Here is a 26,594-nt window from a genome sequence, read left to right on the forward strand (position 1 = left end):
GGCGAGGTGCGCATAATACGCTAACCTTGAACCTTGTCAAGACCTTAAATTTTATTATTTTCAAAAGATTAACACCTTTTTAAATAACGAAATCATAATTAAGATTTTCGACTCAAACTCTAGGAGCTTGTTGGTTCGGACTCGGTAATTAACTTTCGTTAGTTGCCTTGTCTGTGGGGTCGCATTATAGGGATTGCGCGAGCATTGGCAAGCGTTTATTTACTGTTTATTTCAATTTAATGACTGAGTGATTAATTAACAAACAAAGCGCCTATATTTACTTCTATTATTCGCTATTCTTTTCTATAAATCACAATTAACACAGGCATTTTTATGCATTTTCTTCGTATATTAGTCATCATCTTTATCTTCATCCCCTTTACAGCGTTTGTTAGCAGTAAAGATAAAGCTATTATTTCCGATTCCGCTTTATTTAACGTGAATCAATCCATTCCTTTAATAGCACGCATAGATACAGGAGCAAGTCGCTCTTCTATTAATGCTATAAACATTAAGGTTAAGAATGCGCATAAAAGCATGCAAGATAATGTTGGCAAGATAGTCACCTTTAACATTGTTGATGCTAAAGGCGTTAAATTTCCCATCTCCACTAAAATCCTTACTGTTAAAACGACAAAAACACCTCAGGGAAGAGAACACCGCTACTTAGTTGCTCTTTCATTAACTTGGAACGGTAAAGAAAGTAAGATTAAGGTAAACCTGCGTGATAGAAGTAATTTAAAATACAAACTCTTGATCGGTCGAGACTGGTTAAATAAAAATGCATTAGTAGATGTAAACCCTAAAGGAGTTATTGGCCCTGTTGCCGATTTCAGAGTAGACGATGATTTTCCTATTACAGCAAGGGTTGATACAGGTGCGGCATCCACTTCTATCAATGCTACTAATATTAAAGTAAACAACAGCTCAGTAAAGATGACTCAGAATATAGGGAAATTGATTAGCTTCGATATTATCAATGACCAAGGGGACGTTAAGCGTTTATCGGCAACGATTATAAAAGTAACCGAAGTAACTAATGCTATTAGTAGTGAGTACCGTTATAAAGTTGCGCTTAAAATTAAGTGGCAGAATAAAGTGCAAATGTTAAACATTAATTTAAAAGACCGCACTAAGCTGACTTATAAAATGTTAATTGGCCGTGACTGGCTTAGGAATAATGCCATCGTAGATACTTCACTATAAATCTAAAAGCAAAAAAGGAGCCTAAGCTCCTTTTTAAATTCAAATTTTAGCGATTACTTTTCGTAAAGACAAAGATAAGCAGTTTGTACAACTACTTTTACATCAAAGCTTGAATTAGCTTCTACTTCGAAAGTTTCGCCTGCAGGGTAAGTAACCCATTCCGTTGCATCTAATAATCTAACTGTTAAGCTGCCACTTACCACTGTCATGTACTCTTTAACGCCAGTGCCCAGTGTGTATTCGCCAACTTCCATTACACCAACAGTTGCTGGTAATGTTTCGCTTTGGAAGACAATCGACTTTATGTTGCCTTCAAAATATTCGTTAGTTTCAAAACTCATTCTATTTCCTTTTTATAGTAATACTTTCGCGCTGATTATGACGAAGCTTGCTTGAAAACTCAAGCTTCAAGCGCAGCCTGTAATTCTTCTATCTTTTCTTGTGCATCCATCCACAACATTTCCACTTCTTCAAGATGATCTTTCACCTCTCCCTGCTCTTTTAATAACCCTGTTAACAGTTTTTTATTTTCTTGATCATAAAGTGCGCTATCGCCTAGTTGATCTTCTATTTCAGCTAGTCGAGAGGAATAACCATCCATCTTTTTTTCAGCGCTTGTTAACTGTTTCTTAAAGGGTGTTAATTTTTTACGAAATTCAGCTTCGAGCCTTTTTTGATCTTTTCGATTCGCGCTTGCAGAGGTTGTTTTATCTGTTTTTTGTTCTGCTTGCTTGTCGATACGTTGTTGGTCAGATAACCATTGATGATAATCATCAAGATCACCTGCAAATGGCTCAACTTTTTTATCGTGAACTAAGTAAAGATCATCTGTTGTGGTGCGTAATAGATGCCTATCATGCGAAACCACTACCATCGCGCCTTCAAACGCCTGCAATGCAACCGTTAACGCATGGCGCATTTCTAAATCAAGGTGATTGGTTGGTTCATCAAGTAATAGTAGATTAGGTTTTTGCCATACTAATAGCGCCAAGACTAAACGTGCTTTTTCACCACCAGAAAATGGTGCAACAATATCAAATGCCTTTTCCCCTTGAAAACCAAAGCTCCCTAAGAAACTACGTAGTGGCAACTCTTTTTCATCGGGGGCTAAACGCGCTAAATGTTGCATCGGCGTTTCATCTAAACGTAAAAACTCTAATTGGTGCTGCGCAAAGTAACCAATTTTTGCATTAGTGTTTATTTCTATTTTTCCAGACGTAGGCTGAAGTTGGTCTGACAGCAATTTAATGAGTGTTGATTTACCTGCACCATTTCGCCCCAGTAATCCAATACGGCTTCCTGGTACTAAATTTAATTTTATCTGGTCAAGGATTAGAACATCATCATAACCCGCACTTACTTTTTCCAATGTGAGTAATGGCATTGGTAATGCATCGGGCTCTCGAAATGAAAAGCTAAATTGGTTATCAAGATGTGCCGGTAATAATTGTTCCATTTTTTCTAACGCTTTAATACGGCTTTGCGCTTGTTTGGCTTTATTCGCTTTATAACGAAAACGGTCAATATAGCTTTGCATATGATCCATTTGCGCTTGTTGCTTCTCATAAGAAGACTGTTGCTGCATTAGCTTTTCAGCGCGTTGACGTTCAAAGCTTGTATAGTTTCCTGTGTATTCAAACAGTTTATTTTGTTCAATATGAATAATCTTATCAACAATGCTATCGATAAAATCTCTATCATGAGAGATAAGTATTAACGTACCTTGATATTGGCGTAGCCATTTTTCAAGCCAGATAACCGCATCTAAATCGAGATGATTGGTGGGTTCATCGAGTAATAATAAATCAGAAGGACAAAGCAAAGCTTGTGCTAAATTCAAACGCATACGCCAACCACCAGAAAAATCACTCACCGAGCGCCCTTGTGCTTGTTCACTAAAACCCAGACCAGCCAATAACTCAGCAGCGCGTGATTCAATAGTGTAACCACCAGCATTATCGAGCAATATATGCATTTCGGCTATTTTAGTGCCATTATCAGCCTCTTCAGCGATGCGTAATTTATCTTGTAACAGTCGGAAATCACGATCACCATCAATCACATACTGCAGGGCATTTTTGTCAAGTGCAGGCGTTTCTTGTGCAACACTGGCTAACTGCCATTGATGGGGAATCGTCAGGTCACCTGCATCAACGTGCGCTTCTTGTTTTAATAATGTGAAAAAGCTAGATTTTCCGCAACCGTTAGCGCCTACTAAACCTACTTTTTGTCTTGGGTTGATTGTTGCGCTGGCATCTTTTAACAATGCTTTTCCACCACGGATAAATTCGATATTTGTTGCAACAATCATAAATAGCTTTCTCAATAATATTGGGGGGTGGATAATAACCAATTTTATAAAGTTGAGCCATAGCTACTGGTAATGAAAATTTATTTGATTACCATGTATTTATTCTTCAAACGGTAGAAAATAGCATGAGTTTATCTAAAAATAGAAAGCGTTTTATTGCAGGAGCAAGCTGTCCAAAATGCAACACACTTGACACAGTAGCACTGACATTAGAAAATGCGGTAGAAACATTAATCTGCGTGTCTTGCGGTTTTACACAAACACAAACACCTAAACAAGCAACAGCAGCTACACGCCAATTTGAACAGATGATTGGTGTTTTTGATCCTGCTGAAAATAGCGAGAAATAAAATGAAAATTACAAATAATTCAGTGGTTTCAATCCACTTTGGTGTTGCAGAAGTTGACGGTAGCGCACTTGATAGTACTGAAAATGGCGCACCACTTGATTTCATTCAAGGCGCAGGTTACTTAGTACCGGGTCTTGAAGCTGAATTAGCAGGCAAAGTAGTTGGCGACAAGTTCGATGTTAAACTTGAAGCAAAAGATGCATACGGCGAGTTCCAAGACGAATTGGTACAACAAGTTCCACGTGATCTTTTCGAAGGTGTTGATACTATTGAAGTAGGTATGTCTTTCCAAGCAGATACAGACCAAGGTCAACGTACTGTTGAAGTCACTGATATTACAGATGGCATGGTAAGCATCGATGCAAATCACCCATTAGCAGGTATGGCTTTGCAATTTATTGGTGAAGTTGTTGCTGTTCGTGAAGCAACTAAAGAAGAGCTTGAGCATGGCCATATTCATCAAAATGGTGGTTCATGTGGTCATAATCATTCTGAAGCTGAAAGCTGTACTACTGAGCAAGAAGAGTCAGAAGTGAAAAAAGAAGAGTCTGCAGATGGATGTTGTGGCGGTTGTCACTAATCATTGCAATTAGTTACTAGCTAAACTCTAAAAAGTTGTGCCTTACTCGGGTGCAACTTTTATATTGCATAATCAATGGTTGGATCTGCGATTGGGCTCACCGCGCGATTGTATTTTTCCTGAATGACAGAAATAGATAACTTAAAATCTTTCATAATTATTAACGCCTTACTTTCGTTCTCCCCTCCTAGTTCATATCTCTTAGCAAAAAAACTTAATCGACGTTGTTGCGCGGCAAATTGATGCTGTTCGTTATCTTGATTTTTAGATTGCCCATTTTCATCTTGAATAAACTCCTTTGCCTGCGCGGAAAACTGCGGGTTATCCTCATCCTCCCTTAATTTGGCATAAGAAGCGATGACCTCCGTTTTAGGAATGACAGGTCTAATTAGATTTTCGCGCTGCAGGGCTTCCGTTGCAGGATGAAAAGGAACAGCAATGGCAGTTGGTAAAGCCGCATTAATGTTAGCCATATTACATTACACAGATGTGTCGATTAACGTACCAACCATATCATTCGCTGTGCTGATAACTTTCACTGAAGCTTTGGCTTGTAGCTCAGCGATCTTCATATTGATTACTTCAGTAGTAATAGAGATGGGTGCACGCTCTGCAGATAGAGAAGGACTCCCCGATGCCTGCTGATCATCCGCCATACTTTTTTCTGCTGTGCCCGCATGGGCTATCCGAGAACTTGCGTTACTCAGCTGTGCAGATGCATCTTGAAAACCAGCGAAGCCAGAATTAAACGCGGAACGAACATCCATAAATCACCTTAGCTAAAATTGTAAACCTATTAAAGTATGGCATTATATTATCACAAATAAAGTGTTTGATTAAATTTTAACCACAAATGAATTCTATCATTCGTTGGCAAAATAAATCGCTCTCACTCATAAAAGGAGCGTGAGCTGAGTTTTCAAACAGTTGTGACTGCATAGAAGGCGCTAACGCCTGCATGTCATGTTGCACTTGTTGTGGTACTAAACTATCAAATTGACCAAATAGTGATAAACAAGGAGTCGATAAATTAGCGAATGATAAACGAATATCAGAGTCAGCGAGTAACTTAAGCCCTGCGTCTAATGCTCTTTGGTCTGCATCTTTAGTGCCGTTTAGTAGTTTTTTAAATGCCATACTGTCTTTTCGAGCACTTGCACATCCCATTGCTTGTAACGCAATGAAACGTGTTAATGTTTTACTAGGGTTTGTCTGTAATCCTAATGAGAAGTTATCAAAAACAGATTTATCCACACCCGGCCAAGCTTCATCTGCGACAAACTTAACCGAGCAAGCAACTTGAATTAACTTATTCACGCGTAGCGGATAATTTATTGCGGCGTAAGTTGCAATCAAGCCACCTAATGACCAGCCACACCATACCGCGGATTCAGGCACGACCTGCAAAATAGCTTCACTGATCGATTTTAGTGAATAATCAGATAACGGCTCGCTTTGACCAAATCCAGGAAGGTCTACAAGGTATAAACAAAAGCGTTGGCTCAGTTGTTCAATGACAGGTTGCCAAACAGCAGAATTAACTCCCCAACCATGCAATAAAACTAAAGGCTCACCCTCTCCTACTATTTTGCAATATACCGCTTGCTCTATACTCAAAATTTACGACTCACTTCTATTGATAATAAGGGGAACTAAATTATTTTTCATTTGATAGCACAACACACAAAACAACTGGTTGAGCTTTTATTACCTGCGCAATGTTTAGTCTGTGCATTAAAAAGTAATAATAAACTGATCTGTCACTATTGTGAAAAAAAGATCCTGACGCCACGAAGTTACTGCTTACATTGCGCTTTGCCATTAAATAAAAATGCAGACTACTGTGGGGATTGCCTTAAAAAAGCATATTTATTTAATCATATTCACGCATTAGGAGACTATAAGAAGCCTCTTTCACAGCTTATTAAACAACTTAAATATCAACAACAGCTCGTAGCAGGCGAGTTACTGGCTTATCTATTAATAAAATCTGTTGTCAGTCGCTATACAAAACAACAATTATCAGCATTCGATTATTTATTAGCAGTGCCCTTACACCCTAAAAAATTACAACTGCGCGGATTTAACCAAGCTCAGATAATTTGTGATCGTTTAAGTGAACAATTAAACATTCCTTTATTAGAAAACTGTATCACACGTAATAAAGAGACCATTGCACAGGAAGGTTTATCAATAAAGAAAAGAAAAATGAATTTATCTAACGCCTTTTCTTATCAGAAAAATAGTGGCCAAGAAATTATTGGTAAAAGTATCTTAGTGATCGATGACGTAGTGACAACGGGCGCGACAATTAATAGTTTGTGTAAATTATTAAAAGATAAAGAAGCCAATATGATTATCGTGTTTTGTATCAGCCGTACTGCTATTGATAAAGAAATACAGAGCTAACAATACATTTTATTATTTTTTTACATTCCTCTTCCTTGCATTGAGCGGTATAATACCCCACTAAACAACTCAAGAATAACCAGAGGCAGAACAATGATTGAGATCACTCCCAGTGCAGAAGAACACTTTAGAAAGTTATTAGCGCCACAAAAAGAGGGAACAAGTATTCGTATATTTGTAATAAACCCTGGCACACCTAAAGCGGAATGTGGCGTTTCTTACTGCCCACCTGAAGCAGTTGAAAGTAGTGATACACGCTTGAGCTACGAAGGGTTCGATGCATTAGTTGATGAAGTTAGCATCCCATTCTTAGAAGAAGCATTTATCGATCTTGTTGAAGAAGAAACAGGTACACAATTAACGCTAAAAGCACCTAATGCAAAAATGCGTAAAGTGAAAGATGGTGCGCCACTGATTGAACGTGTTGAATATGTTATTCAAGTGCAAATAAACCCACAACTTGCGAGTCATGGTGGTTTTATTAAATTAATCGAATTAACAGAAGACAATGTCGCAGTTATTGAATTTGGCGGTGGCTGTAATGGTTGTTCTCAAGTGGATTTAACCCTTAAAGAGGGTATTGAAAAAGAGTTACTTGAAGAATTTTCTGGTGAACTTAATGCAGTACGTGACATTACTGAGCATCAAAGCGGAGACCATTCGTTCTACAAATAACGAATGCCACTTTGAGATAGATTGCCATAAAAGAGAAGCCTAGCTTCTCTTTTTGCTTTTTAAACGATAATAAAGACTTAACAACAGCAATAATCCTATAGCAAACAGCGCGTGCGTTGCTAAAGAGATAAACAAGACTAAGCAAGTCGCTGATGCTAATAACGCTAAATTCCTATTAATACCCGTTAATAGCTTTGTTCCCGCCAATGAAGCAGCCAAGTAAATCAGAATAAATAACCCATTTGCATAAGCGATTAATCCTTCTAAATCCAAACCTGAATAATGATAAGCCAGTAACATTGCACCGGTAAGGATAATTGCGCTCAAGAGGCCATAATAAGGAACTGCATAAGCATTTTCCCGAGAAAACAGAGGCACTAGCTGTTGTTGCTTTGCCATGCTAGATAATAAACGAGAGAAACCAACAAAATAGAGACTGACCGAAATATAACAAGTTAAAAATCCGGCAAATGAAACGATCATATAACCCTGTTGCCCCAGACTTAACTTCACCAGATTAATGACTGAATTCAGATTTTCAGCTTCATCACCATAAAAGTGCATTTGTAATAAACTCAAACTAATTAAACTATAAACAATGAGCGTAATAACAATGCCAATAATGATGGTTAAGGGGAAATCTCGATGGGGATTCTTAAAGTCATTGGCTAAATGTGCAATCGCTTCAATACCTAAGAAACACCAAAGGATGTAAGTGGCACTTAGGGCAACGCTGGATAACTGAAAGTCAGTGTCCGGTAGATGGAAAGGTTGCGTAACTTGGCTATTAAGTGAAACAAAGACTAAACAACTCACGATACAAATACTTAACAAGGTTTGAATAATCGCAGCGGTTTTAAGACCAAATAAATTAAATACCAATAATAAAAACAACATTAATAACGCACACAAAAACAGTATTTGTGCCGTTGATTGATCAATCCCCCCTGCTGCATTTAATCCATTAACTAGAAAATTTGCCCCAGTAATGACAATAACAGGTGCGCCAAGTGCCACTACCCAAATAAATAACCAGCTAACAATGCGTGCTGCTTTATCACCAAAGGCTAATTGAACAAAATATGCAGTTCCACCAGCATGTGGGTGTTTTTTACCAAGTGCAGCAAAAGTAAATACGATCGGTAAAATAAGCAATCCCATGATAAACCACGCAAGTAGTGACCATTCTCCCGCTACGGAAGCAGCAATGGCGGGGATAATAAACACACCTGAGCCCAGTAATACAGAAACAAGCATTCCCACACCATGTGTTACAGAGATAGATTGATTACATGTAGACAAGTTATTCTCCTTGAGAATCGGCAATAATAACGGCTCTTTGACCTGCAATCACCATTAATAAACAAGGAAAACAGCAATTATTTTTCCTGTTTTGTGCTTAAGTTCAAATAACACGAGCATTTTATGAACAGATCAAGTAGAATGCGCCACCCTCGCAATGTGATCTATGTTTGATCATTGCGAAATCTCCAGATAAAACCTGCTACGCGTATTTATTTTTTTAGAACACGCGAGAATTATTAAATGGTTTCGACTTAGGTTGAAACGATTGAGGTGACGTAGGTATATGCTGGATTGACGTGTTTTAGCTTCGCTGAAACACAGAATTTATACGAAATCATGAGGCCTCTATGTCAGAGTCAAGCACACCAGAAAGCACGCCAGAAAACATCATTACTTTTAACGATTTAAATTTACCAGAAGAACTTACTAAAGTTGTTGCTGAAATGGGTTACGAAGTACCTTCGCCTATTCAAGCACAGACTATTCCCCTTCTATTAGATGGTAAAGATGTTTTAGGTCTTGCACAAACAGGTACTGGTAAAACCGGTGCTTTTGCATTACCACTATTAGCAAATATCGATTTATCAGTTAAAAAACCACAAGTATTGGTATTAGCGCCAACACGTGAATTAGCGATTCAAGTAGCAGAAGCTTTCCAAAGCTACTCGCGTCATTTACGTGGTTTCCACGTAATGCCAATTTACGGTGGTCAAAGCTACAACATTCAGTTCAAACAACTAACTCGTGGCCCACAAGTTGTTGTAGGTACGCCTGGTCGTATTATGGATCACCTTAAGCGTAAAACATTAGATCTTTCAGGCCTAACAACACTTGTGTTAGATGAAGCTGATGAAATGTTACGTATGGGTTTCATCGACGACGTTGAAACGATCATGAAAGATATGCCTGAAAAGCACCAAACTGCGCTTTTCTCAGCAACAATGCCTGATCAAATCAAACGTATTACTAAGCGTTACATGAACAACCCAACTGAAGTTAAGATTAAAGCAAAAACTTCAACAGTTGAGAACATCGAACAGAAATGTTGGATTGTACGTGGTGTTAATAAACTTGACGCACTAACACGTATGTTAGAAACAGAAGAATTTGACGGCGCAATTATCTTTGCACGTACTAAAACAGCAACAGTTGAATTAGCAGAACGTTTAGAAGCACGCGGTTACCGCAGTGCAGCACTGAACGGCGACATGAATCAACAAACTCGTGAACGTACTATCGCCCGTATTAAATCTGGTGGTTTAGATATTCTTGTAGCAACAGATGTTGCAGCACGTGGTCTAGATGTTGAACGTTTAAGTTTAGTTGTTAACTACGACATCCCAACTGATACTGAATCTTATGTTCACCGTATCGGTCGTACAGGTCGTGCTGGTCGTAAGGGTAAAGCAATCTTATTTGTAGCACCTCGCGAACGTCGCTTATTAAAAGCAATTGAACGTGCGACACGCCAAGAAATTACAATTATGGAATTACCAACACGTGATGAAGTAACTAAAACACGTATTGAAAGTTTCCAAACACAATTGTTCTCAATCTGTGAAAGCGAAGACCTTACGTTCTACCGTACTTTGTTCGAACAAATTGAAAACAATACAGAGATTGATGACTTAGATCTTGCAGCTGCATTACTTTTCTTAGCGCAAAAAGAGAAACCTCTACAGCCTACAGAAGAGAAATTTGTTGAACCTCGTTCTAACGATCGTAACTTTGACCGCAATGACCGTAGTCGTGGTGACCGTCCTGATCGTAACCGAAGTGATCGTAATGATCGCGGAAGCCGTCCAGAACGTGGTGATCGTAACGAACAAGGTGGTGATAAGCCTCGTGGTCGTGGTCGTCCAACAGATGTTGAGCTTGAAACATACCGTTTAGACGTAGGTCGTTCACATGGTGTTCAAGTTAAAAACATCGTAGGTGCTATCGCTAACGAAGCTGATATCAATAGCCGTTTCATTGGTGATATCAAATTAAGTGATGACTATTCAACAATTGAATTGCCTAAAGGCATGCCAGAGAAAACGTTGAAACATCTTGAAAGTGTTTATGTTTGTAAACGCCAACTGAATATCAAAAAGAATTAATTTCTATTTGAATTTAGTTAAAAAAGGGTGCTTTAAGCGCCCTTTTTTATATCTATTGATCCTACTATAGCTACTTATTCGCCTACAAAAACACTAACCCACTGATTTTAAACGCAAAAAGTTCCCTCTTAATCTAAGTAAACCAAACAGTCTTCCACAGTGATGCCAAAACACTCGCCATAAAAGCTTAACTTATTGTTTTTTAAGAAATTATCTATTCCACTTATGAGCTTGACCGCCTTGCCCTCTATTAATCTTACGCTCAATCTGAGATTATAATTAAGCGCTAAGTAAAGTACCCACTTGAAATAGTTGCGTAGTAATAAATTATTATCTTTGTAACCCTGTATTTAAAATTCTTCACTTTGAAGATTCTTACCCACTCTATTTAAGGCCCATTAATAGAGTGGTTTTTTTGCCTTTATTTTAGCGTTCTCATAAATTTCAGACAAAAAAAAGCCCCATCAATGATGAAGGGGCTTACTCAAAAATAATTTTATAGCATTATTTTTTGCTTGGACGTTTCCAATCATTCAGATTACGTTGCTTAGTACGTGCCACTGCTAATGCATTTTCTGGTACGTCATTAACTACCGTTGTGCCGGCAGCCGTTGTTGCTCCGTTACCAATCGAAACAGGCGCAATAAGCTGACAATCACTACCAATGAATACATCGTTACCAATTTTTGTTTGATATTTATTAGCACCATCGTAGTTACACGTGATCACACCTGCACCAATATTAACGTGACGTCCTAATGTTGTATCACCTAAGTAACTTAAGTGGCCACATTTAGAGCCATTACCCAGTGTAGACTTTTTAATCTCAACAAAGTTACCCACATGCACATCTTTTTCAATGACCGTTTCAGGACGGATACGCGCAAAAGGCCCGATCGTTGAGTTATCACCAATACGACTACCTTCGATAATTGAATTCGGCTTAATCTCAACGTTATTTTCAATATCACAATCAATAAGGATACAGTTAGCACCGATCACGACACCATCACCCAGGTTTACATTACCTTTAATGATCACGTTAATATCGATATCTACATCTTGCCCACAGGTTAATTCGCCACGCAGGTCAAAACGCGCAGGATCACGCAACATTACGCCACGTAATAATAATTTTTCAGCTTCTTGTAATTGATAAGCACGTTCTAATTTAGATAATTGTAAACGGTTATTAACCCCTTCAACTTCTACTGTGCTCGTTGGATGAACGGCATTAATAATACGCCCTTCTTGATGTGCCATTTTGATAATATCGGTAATGTAATACTCACCAGCAGCATTATCATTACGTAGTGCTGGTAACCAACGACGTAGGTCGCGTGCACTTGCTACTAATATGCCAGTATTCACTTCTTTAATTTCACGCTGATTTTGACTTGCATCTTTTTGCTCAACAATCGCAGTCACATCACCATCTACACGCTCAATGCGTCCATAACCTGTTGGATCATCAAGATGTACGGTAAGCAGACCAATACCGCCTTCTGGTTGAACATCGATAAGTCTTTGTAATGTTTGTGGTGTTAATAATGGCACATCACCATATACCATTAGGATTTTTTCAGTTTCTCTAAAATGAGGCTGCGCAATTTGCATCGCATGGCCAGTGCCTAACTGCTCTGTTTGTTTTATCCAATTCAAGCGACGTTCAGAGATACACTCTTGCATTTGATCACCACCGTGACCATAAATCAGATGAATATTTTCAGCGCCTACACCCTTCACGCTGTCGATAACATGTTGCACCATCGGTTTGTCTGCTATTTTATGTAGCACTTTAGGAAGGCGAGAACACATACGTGTGCCTTTACCTGCAGCAAGAATAACAACGCTTAAAGCCATAATGAGAATTCCATATAATTTAAAGATAAAAATGTATTTTAACCAAGTTTACAGTGACAGAGAATAATTAAATAACATTTCTCTCTGTTTATTATTAATTATTTAGCAGTTTATCCCCTCTCTCACCCAAAGCTTCGTTAGTTAATGCGCCACAAACATTGGTAGAGCCAGTTGCCCCTGCAAAATTCGGCCTCAAAACTATTCATATAACCACCAGCTAAACTTTGTACTTTGAATGATGACGCCTATAAAGATAAGATAAGTACCTAGTCATTCTTAAAAATAGGTTTAATTTAATGAAACAACAAATATTAAAAGAGATGCGTGTCTTAGGCCAGATTGACATTGCAGCAGAAATCCAGACACGTATTGATTTCATTAAAGAGAAGTTAACCAATGCATATTGCCAGACCTTAGTATTAGGTATTAGTGGTGGCGTAGACTCGAGCACTGCGGGCCGTTTATGCCAATTAGCAGTAGAGCAATTAAATAACACACAGAAAACCGAACAGTATCAGTTCATTGCAGTACGTCTTCCTTATGCAGTGCAAAAGGATGAAGATGAAGCTCAGCTTGCCTTACAATTTATTCAACCATCAAAAAGTGTCACTGTTAATGTGCAAGCCGGCTCAGATGGCATTCACGACAGTACACTGCTTGGTCTTCAAGAAAGTGGGATAATACTGGCAGATAATGCCAACCTAGATTTTATAAAAGGCAATGTGAAAGCACGTATGCGCATGATTGCTCAGTATGAAATTGCAGGGCTCACGGGTGGGTTAGTTGTTGGTACTGACCATAGCGCAGAAAATATCACGGGTTTTTATACTAAGCATGGAGATGGGGCTTGTGATTTAGCGCCCTTATTTGGCCTTAATAAACGTCAAGTGCGCTCATTAGCAAAACATCTTGGTGCGCCTGCATTATTAGTTGATAAAGCACCCACAGCAGATCTTGAAGAAGACAAACCACAACTCGAAGACGAAGTGGCATTAGGTATGACTTACGACCAAATTGATGATTTCTTAGAAGGTAAAGAGGTCGCACAAGAAGTTGAAGATAAGCTAATCGCAATTTATCAACGCACTCAACACAAACGTCAGCCGATACCTACCATCTATGACCAACCTGCTTAACCGTGCTAGCGTGAGATGGGTGATGCCAAGCCTCTTTTAATGTTGGCATTACCAGGGAATAAAATAAGCTGATAACGTGAAATTAAATACACCTTTATTTACTTAGATCATTCAAAAAACTAGCCATAACAAAGGTGTTAATGGTAAGTTTATAGCTCGGTTAACGAATAACCGAGTACTCAATACTCTCATTAAGGAAGTTAGTCTCATGAAAAAAGTTGGTTTAGTTGGTTGGCGCGGTATGGTTGGTTCTGTGCTTATGCAAAGAATGCGTGATGAAAATGATTTTGCAACGATTGAGCCTGTGTTTTTCACCACCTCTCAAGTGGGTTTAGCTTCTCCTGATATTGGTAAACCGACCGATACATTAAAAGATGCCTTTGGCATTGAAGACCTACAAAAAATGGATGTCATCATTACCTGTCAAGGTGGTGATTATACTAATGAAGTTTATCCAAAATTACGTGCAAGTGGTTGGACAGGTTATTGGATTGATGCAGCCTCTTCATTACGCATGAAAGATGATGCAATCATCGTATTAGACCCAGTGAACAAAGATGTTATCAAGCAAGGGTTAAGCGATGGCGTTAAAACCTATGTAGGCGGTAACTGTACTGTTTCATTATTATTAATGGCGCTTGGCGGTTTGTTTGAAGCAGACTTAATTGAATGGGTAACACCACATACTTACCAAGCAGCTTCTGGTGCTGGTGCGCGTAACATGCGTGAATTAATTAGCCAAATGGGTTCTATCAAAGATACTGTAGCTGATAAGTTAGCTGATCCTGCCTCTGCTATTTTAGAAATAGACCAACAAGTTGCAGAACATTTACGTAGCGATGACTTACCAACAGAACAGTTTGGTGCTGCACTTGCAGGGAGTTTGATTCCTTGGATTGATGTGCCAATGCCTTCTGGACAGTCTAAAGAAGAATGGAAAGCGCAGGTTGAAGCCAATAAGATTTTAGGTACTAGCGAAAACCAAACGCCAATTGATGGTTTGTGTGTGCGTATCGGTGCAATGCGTTGTCATAGCCAAGCAATTACAATGAAGCTGAAAAAAGATGTTTCTATTGCTGAAATTGAGAATATTTTAGCGTCGCACAACGAATGGGTTAAAGTTATCCCTAACGAACGTGATGCAACGGTTTCTGAGCTTTCACCAGCGAAAGTAACAGGCACATTAAGTATTCCTGTTGGCCGTATCCGTAAATTATCAATGGGTCCAGAATATGTAAGTGCATTCACTGTGGGTGATCAACTACTATGGGGAGCGGCAGAGCCTCTTCGTCGTATGTTAAACATCTTACAAGAAGCGTAACTTAATACGTTTCAGACTTCTAAAAGGCTTCTATTTGAAGCCTTTTTTATATCTATCCCCTCTAGTATTTCCCCTAGTACCCCCTGAGTTTCTCAAACTGTAATAGTATAAAAATTGAGAGTTTACGCAGTTTCTTGTTGTTTAAAACACGATAATTATACGAATCCTAACTACACTAAATAACTAATTATCTATTTTTAGATTTTGAAACATAGGGTTAACATATGACTAAGTTTACTAGTGTATTTTTAATACTATTATTTAGCGTTTATTCTTACGCACAGCCTCCTCAACCCCTTCCCTATAAAATCTATCTTGATGCCGATTTTGTAAGTACAAAGGGTGCGAGCGAATCAATCCTGCAAGGCATCACGACAGCACTGAGTGAAGTCGACTTCACCATTGCTGGTTACCCTTTTGAAGTGCTGAAAAAAAATCACCAAGCAAATTCCTTACGTAGTAAACATCATCTTGAGCAGTTTTTAGCAGACAAACAAGCATTACTGGTTTTCTCTGGTTTGCACTCTCCACCTATTCTTGCCAATAAAACACTGATTAATAATAATAAAATATTACTGTTAGACCCATGGGCAGCCGCCGGTCCTATCACACGAAGTAAGACATCAGAAAATTGGATTTTCAGATTATCAATTGACGATAGTAAAGCAGGTTATACCATTACCCAACACGCTATTAAGCAAGGCTTTAGCAGTCCTTATTTATTATTAGAAGATACTGGCTGGGGGAAGTCTAATAAAAAAACCATGACCAATGCATTACAATATGAAGATTTATCTCCCCACGGTATAAGCTGGTTTAATTGGGGACTTGGCCAAAATCAAGCACGTATCATTTTACGAGATATCGCAGAAAGTGGTGCCGATGCCATATTTTTTGTGGGTAATGCGTCTGAAGGTAAAGTTTTTGCCAAAGCGATGTCTGAATTACCCCCTCAGTTTCGCCTTCCGATAAGAAGCCACTGGGGAATCACAGGGGGGGATTTTCCAATAGAGATCTCTCCTACAATACGCAAAAATATTAACCTTGAATTTATACAGACGTCTTTTTCTTTCCTTAATACCCCCCTTAAAGCGTCTCAACAACAGGTACTAAACCAAGCAATCAGACTGTTTCCGGAGATCTCTAATGCTTACGACATTCAAGCACAAACAGGCTTTGTACATGCTTATGACCTCACTAAAATCTTTATTGCAGCCGTTGAACAATCAGGCTTAAGCGGCAATAATATTAAAGACAGACAAGCAATAAAAATGGCATTGGAAGATCTAAAAAGACCTGTCGTCGGTCTGATAAAAACCTACCACCAGCCATTTTCAACGTATACAAGCCATGCTCCTGATGCGCATGAAGCATTAAATAGTAGTGATTACACGATGGGTTTCTTTGGCCCTAAAAATGAAGTCATTCTACTCAAGTAAATGCCATTATCTATGCCCATTTAAGGTTGTTTTTTATGCGTAAACAAACGATATCATTTGCAATAACCCGGTTTGTTGCATTGATTTGTATCTTATTAGCCTTGTTAATCACGACATTAGTGATTAACAAAGTGGTTGACTCTAATAAGCAACTTCAGCGTCATGACAATAAACGAGAAGCCAATGCGATTAGTGATAAATATAAAACATTTTTAAATGACCGTTTAATTTTGCTACAGGAGCACAGTAAGTTCCCGCTTATGTTACAAACATTGATGCAGCCAGAGAGCCATTTAGGAAAAGTCAGTGATTTTATGGCTGAACTGACTATTTTGGGTAAACAATACAATGAAATACTCATCGATTTTTCGGGTCATACCATCTATTCAAGCCAAGCACATTCAACCAACTATCATAGAAAACCTTGGTTACAGCCTTTATTAAACTCTCAGGAAACAAGCGCGGTGCAATTGGTCATGATTGATCAACAATATTACTGGGTACTCGCATCAGCCATTAATTATCATGGTATAAGCCAAGGTGTTTTATTAATTGAGATTCCTATTGGCGAAATTTATCAACAGACTCAAAGCAATAACATACTAGATGGTTTGGACATTGAAATTATTCATAAAAAAACCAGTGTTATTCGTTTTGGAGAAAAAATCAGTGGCCAAGCAGTTGATATAAAGTGGGAAATACTACCGATTACTTTACGTGTCACTTTTGATCAAAAAACACTGACACCACAACTCCATAGCCTAATTTTTGAAATTGCATTTATCATCGCGGCCATTACATTAGTAATATTAATTACTGCTTACCTATATGCATATGTCACCTTTGTTAAACCCTTAGTCTCATTAGCTGATGCGACAGAGCAGCTTGAGCAGGGGCAACGTCAGCCAGTGTTACATGAAAATATAAGAATTTTGGAGTTTTCGCGTTTATTCAAAAAATTTAATAACATGGTCAGAAAAGTCGAACAACGCGAGGTCTCATTAAAAGCAGCAAACGAACAATTAACACAGGCAAATCTAGACAGAAAGCTCAGCGAGTCACAATTAGTACAGTCAGAAAAAATGGCCAGTATCGGTATATTAGCAGCAGGTATGGCACATGAAATAAATAACCCCATCGGTTTTATCAAAAGTAATATTAATGTCTTCCAAGAATATGTACAGAGCCTGACAGCTTATATAGAAGAGCAAAAGCAGCTGTTATCTGATGAGCAACATCAGCAGCAACAACAATTAGCCGACAAACACGATATTGACTATATTCTCACAGATTTAACGCAACTATTAGCAAGCTCAATGACTGGCGTAGAGCGAGTCAGCGAAATAGTGATCAACTTGAAAGATTTTTCTCGTTTAGATGCACCAGAAAAAACATTAATGGATGTCAATGAAGGTTTACAGGCCACCATAAAAATGGCTCATAATGAAATAAAATACCATTGTGAATTACATTTACAGTTAGGAGAGCTCTCTCAGATAATGGCCTACCCAGGCAAGCTCAACCAAGTCTTTATGAATCTGATTATTAACGCGGGGCAAGCAATAACAGATAAAGGCGATATCTACATACGCACTTTTCAAAGTAATGGTTTTATTATTGTTGAAATTGAAGATACAGGAAGTGGTATTAAAGCAGAGGACTTGAAAAGTATATTCACTCCTTTTTACACCACCAAGGAGGTGGGAAAAGGAACGGGTCTTGGATTATCTATCTGCCATAATATTATTAAACAGCATGATGGACGAATTGAAGTGCATTCTGAAGTGGGTAAAGGCACTACTTTTGCTATTTACCTCGCCATTGAATAGGTCAGTAAAAGAATTCCTCTATATGCCATTAATAAGTGACTTTAATAGCATATAAAGTTAAACGAGTTTGTAAGCGTATAAACTTACCAACTCATTTTTTTACGATAGATTGTTGAAGGGCTTACCTCTAATAACGCAGCTGCCTTAGGTACATTACCAGCACAAAAATCAATAGCAGCTTCAATCGCTAACTTCTCTACCTTCCATAAGGGCAAAACTTCGGTCATCGGAGTGACTTCAACTGGTACCGTCGCTTCCTGAATCTTGTTAGATACTTTTTTAGTCGTCACTAAAGGCTGACTTGCCACCGTGGTAGATAAGGATTTTATTATCATTTCCGAGGTTATCTGTGTCCCTGTGTTTAATACCACCATCGCATGAAAGATATTTTCAAGTTGGCGAATATTCCCTGGCCAATCGTAATCACAGATTATTTTAATCACATCTCGTGATAATTGAGTGAAATGCTTATTTTCTATTTTTGAGTATTTCTTTAAAAAATATTTTGCGATTAACACTAAATCATTACCTCTATCACGCAAGGCAGGCAAACTTAATGAAATAACGTTTAAACGATAATAAAGATCATCACGGAACTCTCCGTCTAATACGGCTTGCCCTATTGAGAGCGAAGATGCAGAAATAATCTGAGCATCAAACTTAACCACCTTATTTGAACCTAATGGGCTAAATTCTCTTTCTTGTACCACCCTTAATAGCTTGGCTTGTAATGGTTTTGACAAGGTCGTTATCTCATCAAGGAATAACGTGCCTTTTCCGGCAGACGCAAACAAACCATCATGCGCATTACTCGCACCAGTAAAAGCCCCTTTTATATGGCCAAATAACTGCGACTCCATTAAGTTTTCACTAAAGTTTGCACAATTAACAGCAACAAAAGGCTGATCTTTATGAAAGCCCTCTTGATGACACGCTTTCGCCACCAATTCTTTACCAGTACCAGTTTCACCGGTAATAAAAATAGGCGCATTCGTTGTGGAGGCTTGGCTAATACTATGAAATAACTCAAACATCGTTTCATCTGCAGCAATGATGCCATGGAAGTTAATCGGAGAGTTTATTAATAATGCTTCATTCGTTGAACTCTGTTGGATAGTTTCGCTATCACTGGTTAGCGCTTTATTAACTATAAAATTAAGTTCTTTGTTATCCCAAGGTTTACAGATAAAGCGCTGCACAATACCGCTATTGAACGCGCCAGATATTTTTTGAAAGTCTTGATAGCCAGACAAAATAATACGCTGTGAACCAGGCCATTTATTTTTTACTCGCTGTAAAAACTCACAACCTTCCATTTCTGGCATATGCTGATCTGAAATAACTAATTGAGGCTGATTACTTTGGCAATATTCAAGCGCTTCATAAGCAGACGTAAAGGTCATTAACGTCGCGTTAATATTGCGTAACGCACGCTGTAGAGCACTCAATATATTATGATCATCATCAACCAATATCACCAGCGGTTGGGCGTGATGAAAGTCTTCATCAAATAACGACATTGCTACTCCATTGTGTATATACCAAGCAGGTTAATCAGGGGTCAGTCATGCTGATTTAAATAAGCAACTTCAGTACTTGGTATTAGTTAGTTTAAGAATAGGAAATGTTCACTGAATTGGTAGCCATTATTTGCAAATTGCGACGCTAAATACGATAACAAGATCATGCTTTTTACTTTAAGTGACTGTAACTGAATAACAACGAGTAGCGGAACGTACATTTTGTAAATTTGCATCTAAACTAAGTGCATTATGGGAAAAGGAAGTGAAAATGAATAAACCCTCGTTATTGATCATTGATGATGAAAAGGATGTATTGAGTGCGCTTGAACGGTTATTACGTAAAGAGTTTCGTCTATTTCTTTTCACTGAACCACTAAAAGCATTAGCCTTTTATAAAGAAACCCCTATCCCATTGGTGTTATCTGATATGCGTATGCCTGATATGGATGGCGCCACTTTATTAGGTGAAATAGCCAAAATATACCCAAAATCACAGCGCCTTCTGCTTACCGGTCATTCAGATTTAGACTCAACAGTGGCGGCGGTTAATCAAGGTCATATTAGTCACTACTTCCATAAGCCTTGGGACAACCAAGAATTAGTCAGCGCACTGAAGCGTGCTTTTATTGATTACCAGCGCTTGCTTCTGCCGATCAAATTGCTAAAACAGAAGCAACACAAAAATGTCCAGCTTAGCCAAGAAAATGATTCATTGTTGCAAACTGTCCGAGAGAATCAATTACAGTTAGATGAAAATTTACACCACTCTCATCAAACCGAAGCGCACTTTGTCGAAATTTACGCAAATATGATCTGCTTACATACCCAAGATAATACCGGCCATAATCAGCGAATCGCTAGCCAAGCACGTTTTATCGTAGAACAAGCTGGCTACGACTCACAAACCATAGCGCAGATACACTTAGCCACTTTATTATATGAAACAGGGAAATTAGCAATACCACAAACACTGCTCAGTAGTTGTTACGATAATTTAAATAAGCATCAACAAACCAGCTACAACCAGTTTTATCAACTCGCAGAGAATATTATGCAGCCTGTTGATACATTTAAAGAAATAACACAGATGATCAAACATATCCCAGAAAATTATGATGGCTTAGGCTTGCCAGATCATTTAGCAGCAGAAGCGATTCCTTTTGCATCACGGTTAATCGCTATTTTAGCGGCTTTTGATAACCTGTTATTAGCCAGAAAGATGCCCTTAGCTTGCTCCTTTGTTAAAGCCAAAGAAATCATTGAAGGGCAAGCAGGAAAACTTTATGACCCAGTACTTGTTGAGGCTTTTTCATCGCTAATGGAAAACTTTAATTATTCAGAGAGTGCTCCCATAGAATACTTAATTAACGCGACACAATTACGTGCGGGCATGCAGCTAACACAAGATGTTCATAATACTCATCAAGCGGTTTCTATGACTAAGGGGACTGAGATGACACAAGTCAATGTTGATAAGTTATTACGCCTCGAAAAATCACAGCAAGAGGCGCTACTTATTTTTGTGCATACAATAGCGCCTTCAGAGAGTGGTCATTAGAATGATTCATTTACCCAAAAAACTGATTCTATAAACAGTTAATAACAACACTTTGGGTAAACGTTTCACCTAATTTTGTATTAGCCATAAATAAGGGGTCATACATTGCTAGGGCATCGGCTGTCGGAGCAGACTCATTAGAGGGGGAAAATAAAGGATCAAAAACATCCTGTTCAATATTTTTGGGAGGTTCAACGATATTAAGTTGGCAATCCCCTCGAAAATGCTCACTAAGTTGAATATCATCCAGCTGTAACCAAAGAAAGTCCACAAAGTAACTATCTTCATATATTTGTAAATTCAGCTCAGTGATCGGCAGGGGCAATGGCTTATCTAACTCCAGAAAGAAATTTAACGTCAGCTTATAATCTTCAAGTACTAATGTTGCCTTTTGTGGCGTTTTAAAAGCTAACGTTTGGCCATGCATTTTAAAATGCGTGAAATAATGGCTTTCTTTAATATTAGCTAACATTTCCGACGCTAATATTTGTAATGTTTGTTGCTGATTTTCGGCACTCAGATTTGTTCCGTCTAATGCATCTGACGTGGTGATTAAATCAAATGTCCAAAACATAGTTAGCCCAGTGAGCTGTTTATCGTTGCCTTCTATTTCAGTGAAAACAGAAACCCATGAATGCGGATGTGCTTTAAGCGTAGAAATTTGTAGCAAAAATAAAGTAATAAATGCATAAAAGATAACACGGAAAAAGTGGAATGGACTGTGATGCATAATTAGAAACCTTCATGCCATACAAGCTTCAATAGAAGCGAAAGTGTGTAGTGATGAAATAATACCAGAACGAAGAAACAAAAAAGGCTTCATTATGAAGCCTTTTTAGATGTTGTCGATAAACAAAAGCTACTCGCCTTTTTTATCTCGAGAAAGTAATGCAACAGCAGCTTCTTTTACGCCTTTATTTTGATAAAGCACATAATAAATCTGCTCACAGATTGGCATTTCAATATCAAAACATTTAGCAAGGTTATAAACTTCTTCAGTATTACGGAAGCCTTCAACAACTTGTCCAATTTCAACCTGCGCCTGTTCAATGCCCTTACCCTGTCCTAGCGCAAGACCGAAACGTCGGTTTCTAGATTGGTTATCAGTACACGTTAGGACTAAATCCCCTAAACCGGCCATGCCCATAAATGAGGCTTCTTTGGCACCCAGTGCAACACCTAAACGTGTTAACTCAGCTAAACCGCGGGTAATCAATGCGGTACGTGCATTAGCGCCAAATCCTAGGCCATCGGCAAGACCAGCACCAATTGCAATCACATTTTTAACTGCGCCACCTAGCTGGACAGCAGTAAAATCATCAGAAATATAGGTTCTAAAGTTGCTTCTATTATGGAATAAGTCTGCAATATCTTGGGTAAAGTCAGGATGAGAACCCGCAACCGCAACGGCAGTCGGTAATCCCTTCGCCACTTCCATCGCAAAGGTTGGCCCTGAAATAACAGCCAAAGGATATTGATCACCTAATACATCTTTTGCAACTTCTTGCAGTAAACGTCCCGTTTTTGCCTCTAAGCCTTTAGTAGCCCAAGCAATACGGTGTTCAGATGTTAATAAAGGTTTAATTTGTTCAAGCACCAATCCAAACACATGGCTTGGTACAACCAATAAAATGGTATTAGTGGCACGTAAACACGTTGCTAAATCAGCTTCTGCTGTTAACAATTCAGGAAAAGAAACACCTGGTAAAAACGCCCTGTTTTCACCCTCTTTTTGTAAGCGATCGATATGATCTGCTTCGTGTCCCCACAATAATGTTGGGTGACCGTTTCGAGCCAAAGATACAGCAAGGGCGGAGCCATATGACCCCGCCCCTAAGACTGTAATGGCTGTTTTATCTGCCATCTAAATACCTATTATTGATAGCAAAAACACTAGTGCCTTATAGGGCCTAGTGTTGTTGCCATTAGATTAAGAATCTAATGCTACAGTTTCAGCCGCTTTTGCTGCTTCAGCTTGCTTTTGTACCATTGCATTTTGGAATAATGCATCAAAGTTTACAGGAGCAAGGTTAAGCTGTGGGAAAGTACCGCGAGTTACTAAGCTTGAAACCGCTTCACGTGCGTATGGGAAAAGGATGTTAGGGCAGAAAGCGTTTAAACAATGCGCCATTTGTGGGCCTTCAAGTTGACCAACTGAGAAGATACCTGCTTGTTGTACTTCACATAGGAAAGCAACATCTTCGCCTACTTTTGCAGTTGTTGTTAGTGTTAATACAACTTCAAAAACGCCATCTTCAAGCTTTTGGCTTTTAGTATCGATATCCATTGATACTTCTGGCGCCCATTCTTTTTTAAAGATAGTTGGAGAGTTAGGGCATTCAAAAGAGATATCTTTTACAAAGATACGTTGAATGTTGAATTCGATTTGTGCAGCTTGCTCTTGTTGTTCAGCCATGGTATTCCCTTAATTAAATGTATTTATAATTGTAGTTATGAGCGCAACATTCCTGTCGCATGTTACCCGTTATAATTCGGGTATTTCTACGCAAAATCCTTTGCGAAAAATTTTTAAATTAATGACTCAGTAGTTTATCTAGTTCGCCACTGCGCTCTAGCGCATAAAGCTCATCACAACCACCGGTAGATTGGCCGTTAATAATAAGCTGAGGGACAGATGTCGCCCCCGTCAATGCTGTCATTTCCGCTCGTACTGCCGCTTCTGATACATCAACTTCTGTGTACGTTACTTGTTTACTATCAAGCAATTGTTTTGCTCGTGTGCAATATGGACACCAAGCTGTCGTATGAATAATTACAGTTGCCATTATTTACTTCTTAGTTGTTGGTAAGTTAGCAGACTTCCATCCACCCATACCTGAAAACAGGTTAGTGACCTGCGTAAACTCTGCTTTTACTAACTTTGCAGCTGCACTTGCAGAACGAGTACCTGATTCACAGACAACTATAATGGGGGTCTGCTTATTATTTTCAATAGCAGAGAAATTTCCTTTTTCAATTTGTGACAGAGTTATGTTTTTTGCATTAACAATGTGGCCATTTTGAAAGTCATCCTTTGAGCGTACATCAACAACAATTGCATCTTGCTTGTTAATTAACAAAGTCGCTTCTTGCGCGGTAATGCTTTTAACACCACTGATTTTATCTTTTACTAAGCTGTGGATTAACATAACGGCAATAGCAACCCAAGCAAGTGACAACATCGGATTGTTTGATAAAAAGTCTATATATTCTTGCATTATTTTGCTCTTTCTAAGGTTAAAGGAAAAAATCGTTGCGATTATATCAAGCAAAGTGCATTTTAATTACTATAAAAGTAAATAAATAACGTAAAGTTTCGCTTCAATTGATCCACGCAGTGACAAGTCTCTCAAATGTAGTAAAATCACGCCATGCTATTTTATTATTAATCTTATAAGGAAATCGACATGACTACCGCTAAAAAACCACTTGTACTACTTATTATGGATGGTTGGGGCTACCGCCCAGATATGCCAGACAACGCTGTTTCTAACGCAAACACACCAGTACTTGACCAACTTTGTAAAGATTACGCAAATGATCTTATCTCTGCATCAGGTATGGACGTTGGTTTACCAGACGGTCAAATGGGTAACTCTGAAGTTGGCCATACAAATATTGGCGCTGGTCGTACGGTTTACCAAAACTTAACAAAAGTAACTAAATCTATTCAAGATGGTGACTTTTTCGAAAATACTGTATTTGTTGACGCAATTGATAAAGCAGTAAAAGCAGATAAAGCCGTTCATATCATGGGCCTTGCTTCTCCAGGTGGCGTACACAGCCATGACGATCATATCGTTGCAGCCATTGAACTTGCCGCTCAACGTGGCGCAAAAAAAGTATTTGTACACGCATTCTTAGACGGACGTGATACACCACCACGTAGCGCAGCGGGCACACTTGCTAAATTTGAAGAGACTTACCAGAAAACAGGTGTAGGCCGTACTGCTACATTAGTAGGTCGTTACTACTCTCTTGACCGTGATTCTCGTTGGGATCGTGTAGAAGAAGCTTACAACCTACTCACTGAAGCTAAAGCAGATTTTACTGCTGACTGCCCATTAGTTGGCCTAGAAGATGCGTATGCACGTAACGAAAACGATGAGTTTGTTAAAGCAACGGTTATCGGCGAGAAAGCAGCTATCGAAGATGGCGATGCATTATTATTCTTAAACTTCCGCGCCGATCGTGCCCGTGAAATCACTTATGCATTTACAGATGCAAAATTCGATGGTTTTAAACGCGCTGCAACACCCAATATCCACTTTGTAACATTAACGCAATATGCGGCTAATATTACTGCACCAGCAGCTTACCCAAGCGAGTCACTAACAAATACGTTAGGTGAATGGTTAGCGGATAATAACAAAACACAGTTACGTATCTCTGAAACAGAGAAGTATGCACACGTTACTTTCTTCTTTAATGGCGGCATTGAAGATGAATTTAAAGGTGAATCACGTACTTTAATTAAATCTCCAGCCGTTGCGACTTACGACCTGCAACCAGAGATGAGTTCTGCTGAATTAACAGAAAAATTAACAGCAGCAATTCGTAGCCAAGAATTCGATGTGATTATCTGTAATTACCCGAATGGCGATATGGTTGGTCATACTGGTATTTACGATGCAGCGGTTAAAGCATGTGAAGCCGTTGATAGTTGTGTTGGTGAAGTAATTGAAGCACTTAAAGAAGTTGATGGTGAGTGTTTAATTACTGCAGACCATGGTAATGCTGAGCAGATGATCGACCCAGAAACGGGTGGTGTACATACTGCACATACTAACTTACCTGTGCCATTTATCTACGTAGGTCGCCCAGCAACAATGCAAACTGGCGGACGTTTATGTGATATCGCACCAACAATGCTTAACTTAATGAATATGGAAATCCCTGCAGAGATGACAGGCACACCACTAATCTCATTAAAATAGACGCATCACGCAGTATTTAGTTATTTTACTCAACTTCTTTTGCTAAAGTG

At 38.7% G+C, this 26,594-nt stretch carries 25 protein-coding genes; 12 read left to right on the forward strand and 13 right to left on the reverse strand.

Features of this window, described 5'->3' with window-relative positions; all coding sequences use genetic code 11:
- The first annotated feature begins 333 nt into the window (after positions 1-333).
- The gene (locus CXF74_RS16145) at positions 334-1,206 is read left to right on the forward strand and encodes a putative ATP-dependent zinc protease (RefSeq protein ID WP_101083563.1); all 873 of its coding nucleotides are present in this window, start codon (positions 334-336) and stop codon (positions 1,204-1,206) included.
- 53 nt (positions 1,207-1,259) lie between these two features.
- Here the strand turns inward: CXF74_RS16145 and ppnP are convergent, their stop codons facing one another.
- Both ppnP and CXF74_RS16155 read right to left on the reverse strand, forming a co-directional pair.
- Positions 1,260-1,547: a pyrimidine/purine nucleoside phosphorylase gene (gene ppnP / locus CXF74_RS16150; RefSeq protein WP_101083564.1), complete on the reverse strand. Its 288-nt coding sequence runs from the start codon at positions 1,545-1,547 to the stop codon at positions 1,260-1,262.
- 59 nt (positions 1,548-1,606) lie between these two features.
- Positions 1,607-3,517 carry an ABC transporter ATP-binding protein gene (locus CXF74_RS16155; protein WP_101083565.1) on the reverse strand — a complete coding sequence of 637 codons (1,911 nt, stop codon included), beginning with the start codon at positions 3,515-3,517 and terminating at the stop codon, positions 1,607-1,609.
- A gap of 125 nt (positions 3,518-3,642) precedes the next feature.
- On the opposite strand from CXF74_RS16155, the gene CXF74_RS16160 reads away from it, so the two are divergent.
- Positions 3,643-3,867, forward strand: a complete 225-nt coding sequence (locus CXF74_RS16160) for a YheV family putative zinc ribbon protein (protein WP_101083566.1) — start codon at positions 3,643-3,645, stop codon at positions 3,865-3,867.
- Between the two features lies 1 nt (position 3,868).
- A complete protein-coding gene (slyD, locus tag CXF74_RS16165) occupies positions 3,869-4,447 on the forward strand; it encodes a peptidylprolyl isomerase (protein ID WP_101083567.1) in 579 nt (192 codons plus the stop codon).
- Positions 4,448-4,506: 59 nt separating this feature from the next.
- Here slyD and CXF74_RS16170 read toward each other — a convergent pair whose 3' ends face one another.
- The 3 genes from CXF74_RS16170 to bioH form a co-directional block, all read right to left on the reverse strand.
- Positions 4,507-4,920 carry a hypothetical protein gene (locus CXF74_RS16170; RefSeq protein WP_101083568.1) on the reverse strand — a complete coding sequence of 138 codons (414 nt, stop codon included), beginning with the start codon at positions 4,918-4,920 and terminating at the stop codon, positions 4,507-4,509.
- A gap of 6 nt (positions 4,921-4,926) precedes the next feature.
- Positions 4,927-5,214, reverse strand: a complete 288-nt coding sequence (locus CXF74_RS16175; protein WP_101083569.1) for a hypothetical protein — start codon at positions 5,212-5,214, stop codon at positions 4,927-4,929.
- A gap of 76 nt (positions 5,215-5,290) precedes the next feature.
- Positions 5,291-6,064: a pimeloyl-ACP methyl ester esterase BioH gene (bioH, locus tag CXF74_RS16180; RefSeq protein ID WP_101083570.1), complete on the reverse strand. Its 774-nt coding sequence runs from the start codon at positions 6,062-6,064 to the stop codon at positions 5,291-5,293.
- A gap of 51 nt (positions 6,065-6,115) precedes the next feature.
- Between bioH and CXF74_RS16185 the strand changes: the two genes are divergently transcribed.
- Both CXF74_RS16185 and nfuA read left to right on the forward strand, forming a co-directional pair.
- On the forward strand, positions 6,116-6,856 hold the full coding sequence (locus tag CXF74_RS16185; protein ID WP_232772559.1) for a ComF family protein: 741 nt from the start codon (positions 6,116-6,118) through the stop codon (positions 6,854-6,856).
- Positions 6,857-6,949: 93 nt separating this feature from the next.
- Positions 6,950-7,531: a Fe-S biogenesis protein NfuA gene (gene nfuA, locus CXF74_RS16190; RefSeq protein ID WP_101083571.1), complete on the forward strand. Its 582-nt coding sequence runs from the start codon at positions 6,950-6,952 to the stop codon at positions 7,529-7,531.
- A gap of 39 nt (positions 7,532-7,570) precedes the next feature.
- On the opposite strand, the gene yjeH is transcribed toward nfuA, so the two are convergent.
- The gene (yjeH, locus tag CXF74_RS16195) at positions 7,571-8,833 is read right to left on the reverse strand and encodes an L-methionine/branched-chain amino acid transporter (protein WP_157822433.1); all 1,263 of its coding nucleotides are present in this window, start codon (positions 8,831-8,833) and stop codon (positions 7,571-7,573) included.
- A 350-nt stretch (positions 8,834-9,183) separates the two neighbouring features.
- Between yjeH and CXF74_RS16200 the strand changes: the two genes are divergently transcribed.
- Positions 9,184-10,938, forward strand: coding sequence for a DEAD/DEAH box helicase (locus CXF74_RS16200; protein ID WP_101083573.1), 1,755 nt, complete (start codon positions 9,184-9,186; stop codon positions 10,936-10,938).
- 504 nt (positions 10,939-11,442) lie between these two features.
- Here the strand turns inward: CXF74_RS16200 and glmU are convergent.
- Complete coding sequence (gene glmU / locus CXF74_RS16205) at positions 11,443-12,801, reverse strand: bifunctional UDP-N-acetylglucosamine diphosphorylase/glucosamine-1-phosphate N-acetyltransferase GlmU (protein WP_101083574.1); 1,359 nt, start codon at positions 12,799-12,801, stop codon at positions 11,443-11,445.
- A gap of 296 nt (positions 12,802-13,097) precedes the next feature.
- Between glmU and nadE the strand changes: the two genes are divergently transcribed.
- The 4 genes from nadE to CXF74_RS16225 all read left to right on the forward strand — a co-directional run bounded on the left by nadE (position 13,098) and on the right by CXF74_RS16225 (position 18,526).
- Entirely contained in the window at positions 13,098-13,937 is an 840-nt protein-coding gene (gene nadE / locus CXF74_RS16210) for an ammonia-dependent NAD(+) synthetase (protein WP_101083575.1), read from the forward strand.
- Positions 13,938-14,145: 208 nt separating this feature from the next.
- Positions 14,146-15,258 carry an aspartate-semialdehyde dehydrogenase gene (gene asd, locus CXF74_RS16215; RefSeq protein ID WP_101083576.1) on the forward strand — a complete coding sequence of 371 codons (1,113 nt, stop codon included), beginning with the start codon at positions 14,146-14,148 and terminating at the stop codon, positions 15,256-15,258.
- Between the two features lie 224 nt (positions 15,259-15,482).
- Positions 15,483-16,697, forward strand: a complete 1,215-nt coding sequence (locus CXF74_RS16220; RefSeq protein WP_101083577.1) for an ABC transporter substrate-binding protein — start codon at positions 15,483-15,485, stop codon at positions 16,695-16,697.
- 35 nt (positions 16,698-16,732) lie between these two features.
- Positions 16,733-18,526 carry a sensor histidine kinase gene (locus CXF74_RS16225; RefSeq protein ID WP_101083578.1) on the forward strand — a complete coding sequence of 598 codons (1,794 nt, stop codon included), beginning with the start codon at positions 16,733-16,735 and terminating at the stop codon, positions 18,524-18,526.
- 83 nt (positions 18,527-18,609) lie between these two features.
- On the opposite strand, the gene CXF74_RS16230 is transcribed toward CXF74_RS16225, so the two are convergent.
- Positions 18,610-20,046, reverse strand: coding sequence for a sigma-54-dependent transcriptional regulator (locus tag CXF74_RS16230; protein WP_101083579.1), 1,437 nt, complete (start codon positions 20,044-20,046; stop codon positions 18,610-18,612).
- A 271-nt stretch (positions 20,047-20,317) separates the two neighbouring features.
- On the opposite strand from CXF74_RS16230, the gene CXF74_RS16235 reads away from it, so the two are divergent.
- Positions 20,318-21,607, forward strand: a complete 1,290-nt coding sequence (locus CXF74_RS16235) for an HD domain-containing phosphohydrolase (RefSeq protein WP_101083580.1) — start codon at positions 20,318-20,320, stop codon at positions 21,605-21,607.
- Between the two features lie 28 nt (positions 21,608-21,635).
- Here the strand turns inward: CXF74_RS16235 and CXF74_RS16240 are convergent, their stop codons facing one another.
- From CXF74_RS16240 to CXF74_RS16260, 5 genes are all read right to left on the reverse strand, one after another.
- A complete protein-coding gene (locus tag CXF74_RS16240; protein WP_101083581.1) occupies positions 21,636-22,337 on the reverse strand; it encodes a DUF1007 family protein in 702 nt (233 codons plus the stop codon).
- A 129-nt stretch (positions 22,338-22,466) separates the two neighbouring features.
- Positions 22,467-23,471, reverse strand: a complete 1,005-nt coding sequence (gene gpsA, locus CXF74_RS16245) for an NAD(P)H-dependent glycerol-3-phosphate dehydrogenase (RefSeq protein ID WP_101083582.1) — start codon at positions 23,469-23,471, stop codon at positions 22,467-22,469.
- A 66-nt stretch (positions 23,472-23,537) separates the two neighbouring features.
- Complete coding sequence (gene secB / locus CXF74_RS16250; RefSeq protein ID WP_101083583.1) at positions 23,538-24,023, reverse strand: protein-export chaperone SecB; 486 nt, start codon at positions 24,021-24,023, stop codon at positions 23,538-23,540.
- 118 nt (positions 24,024-24,141) lie between these two features.
- The gene (gene grxC, locus CXF74_RS16255; protein WP_101083584.1) at positions 24,142-24,393 is read right to left on the reverse strand and encodes a glutaredoxin 3; all 252 of its coding nucleotides are present in this window, start codon (positions 24,391-24,393) and stop codon (positions 24,142-24,144) included.
- A gap of 3 nt (positions 24,394-24,396) precedes the next feature.
- Entirely contained in the window at positions 24,397-24,825 is a 429-nt protein-coding gene (locus CXF74_RS16260) for a rhodanese-like domain-containing protein (RefSeq protein WP_101083585.1), read from the reverse strand.
- 189 nt (positions 24,826-25,014) lie between these two features.
- On the opposite strand from CXF74_RS16260, the gene gpmM reads away from it, so the two are divergent.
- On the forward strand, positions 25,015-26,544 hold the full coding sequence (gene gpmM, locus CXF74_RS16265; RefSeq protein WP_101083586.1) for a 2,3-bisphosphoglycerate-independent phosphoglycerate mutase: 1,530 nt from the start codon (positions 25,015-25,017) through the stop codon (positions 26,542-26,544).
- Positions 26,545-26,594: the final 50 nt, after the last annotated feature.

It is taken from the genome of Psychromonas sp. Urea-02u-13 (assembly GCF_002835995.1).
In the GTDB taxonomy this organism is placed as follows: Bacteria; Pseudomonadota; Gammaproteobacteria; order Enterobacterales; family Psychromonadaceae; genus Psychromonas.

Excerpts from the sequence above, each read along its gene's own strand:
- secB (WP_101083583.1), bottom strand. The coding sequence starts at position 24,023 with ATGGCTGAACAACAAGAGCAAGCTGCACAAATCGAATTCAACATTCAA.
- nadE (WP_101083575.1), top strand. The coding sequence starts at position 13,098 with ATGAAACAACAAATATTAAAAGAGATGCGTGTCTTAGGCCAGATTGAC.
- CXF74_RS16230 (WP_101083579.1), bottom strand. The coding sequence starts at position 20,046 with ATGTCGTTATTTGATGAAGACTTTCATCACGCCCAACCGCTGGTGATA.
- CXF74_RS16145 (WP_101083563.1), top strand. The coding sequence starts at position 334 with ATGCATTTTCTTCGTATATTAGTCATCATCTTTATCTTCATCCCCTTT.
- nfuA (WP_101083571.1), top strand. The coding sequence starts at position 6,950 with ATGATTGAGATCACTCCCAGTGCAGAAGAACACTTTAGAAAGTTATTA.
- CXF74_RS16235 (WP_101083580.1), top strand. The coding sequence starts at position 20,318 with ATGAATAAACCCTCGTTATTGATCATTGATGATGAAAAGGATGTATTG.
- slyD (WP_101083567.1), top strand. The coding sequence starts at position 3,869 with ATGAAAATTACAAATAATTCAGTGGTTTCAATCCACTTTGGTGTTGCA.
- CXF74_RS16225 (WP_101083578.1), top strand. The coding sequence starts at position 16,733 with ATGCGTAAACAAACGATATCATTTGCAATAACCCGGTTTGTTGCATTG.
- ppnP (WP_101083564.1), bottom strand. The coding sequence starts at position 1,547 with ATGAGTTTTGAAACTAACGAATATTTTGAAGGCAACATAAAGTCGATT.
- gpmM (WP_101083586.1), top strand. The coding sequence starts at position 25,015 with ATGACTACCGCTAAAAAACCACTTGTACTACTTATTATGGATGGTTGG.
- glmU (WP_101083574.1), bottom strand. The coding sequence starts at position 12,801 with ATGGCTTTAAGCGTTGTTATTCTTGCTGCAGGTAAAGGCACACGTATG.
- CXF74_RS16240 (WP_101083581.1), bottom strand. The coding sequence starts at position 22,337 with ATGCATCACAGTCCATTCCACTTTTTCCGTGTTATCTTTTATGCATTT.
- gpsA (WP_101083582.1), bottom strand. The coding sequence starts at position 23,471 with ATGGCAGATAAAACAGCCATTACAGTCTTAGGGGCGGGGTCATATGGC.
- CXF74_RS16175 (WP_101083569.1), bottom strand. The coding sequence starts at position 5,214 with ATGGATGTTCGTTCCGCGTTTAATTCTGGCTTCGCTGGTTTTCAAGAT.
- CXF74_RS16155 (WP_101083565.1), bottom strand. The coding sequence starts at position 3,517 with ATGATTGTTGCAACAAATATCGAATTTATCCGTGGTGGAAAAGCATTG.
- asd (WP_101083576.1), top strand. The coding sequence starts at position 14,146 with ATGAAAAAAGTTGGTTTAGTTGGTTGGCGCGGTATGGTTGGTTCTGTG.
- CXF74_RS16200 (WP_101083573.1), top strand. The coding sequence starts at position 9,184 with ATGTCAGAGTCAAGCACACCAGAAAGCACGCCAGAAAACATCATTACT.
- grxC (WP_101083584.1), bottom strand. The coding sequence starts at position 24,393 with ATGGCAACTGTAATTATTCATACGACAGCTTGGTGTCCATATTGCACA.
- CXF74_RS16160 (WP_101083566.1), top strand. The coding sequence starts at position 3,643 with ATGAGTTTATCTAAAAATAGAAAGCGTTTTATTGCAGGAGCAAGCTGT.
- CXF74_RS16170 (WP_101083568.1), bottom strand. The coding sequence starts at position 4,920 with ATGGCTAACATTAATGCGGCTTTACCAACTGCCATTGCTGTTCCTTTT.
- CXF74_RS16220 (WP_101083577.1), top strand. The coding sequence starts at position 15,483 with ATGACTAAGTTTACTAGTGTATTTTTAATACTATTATTTAGCGTTTAT.
- CXF74_RS16260 (WP_101083585.1), bottom strand. The coding sequence starts at position 24,825 with ATGCAAGAATATATAGACTTTTTATCAAACAATCCGATGTTGTCACTT.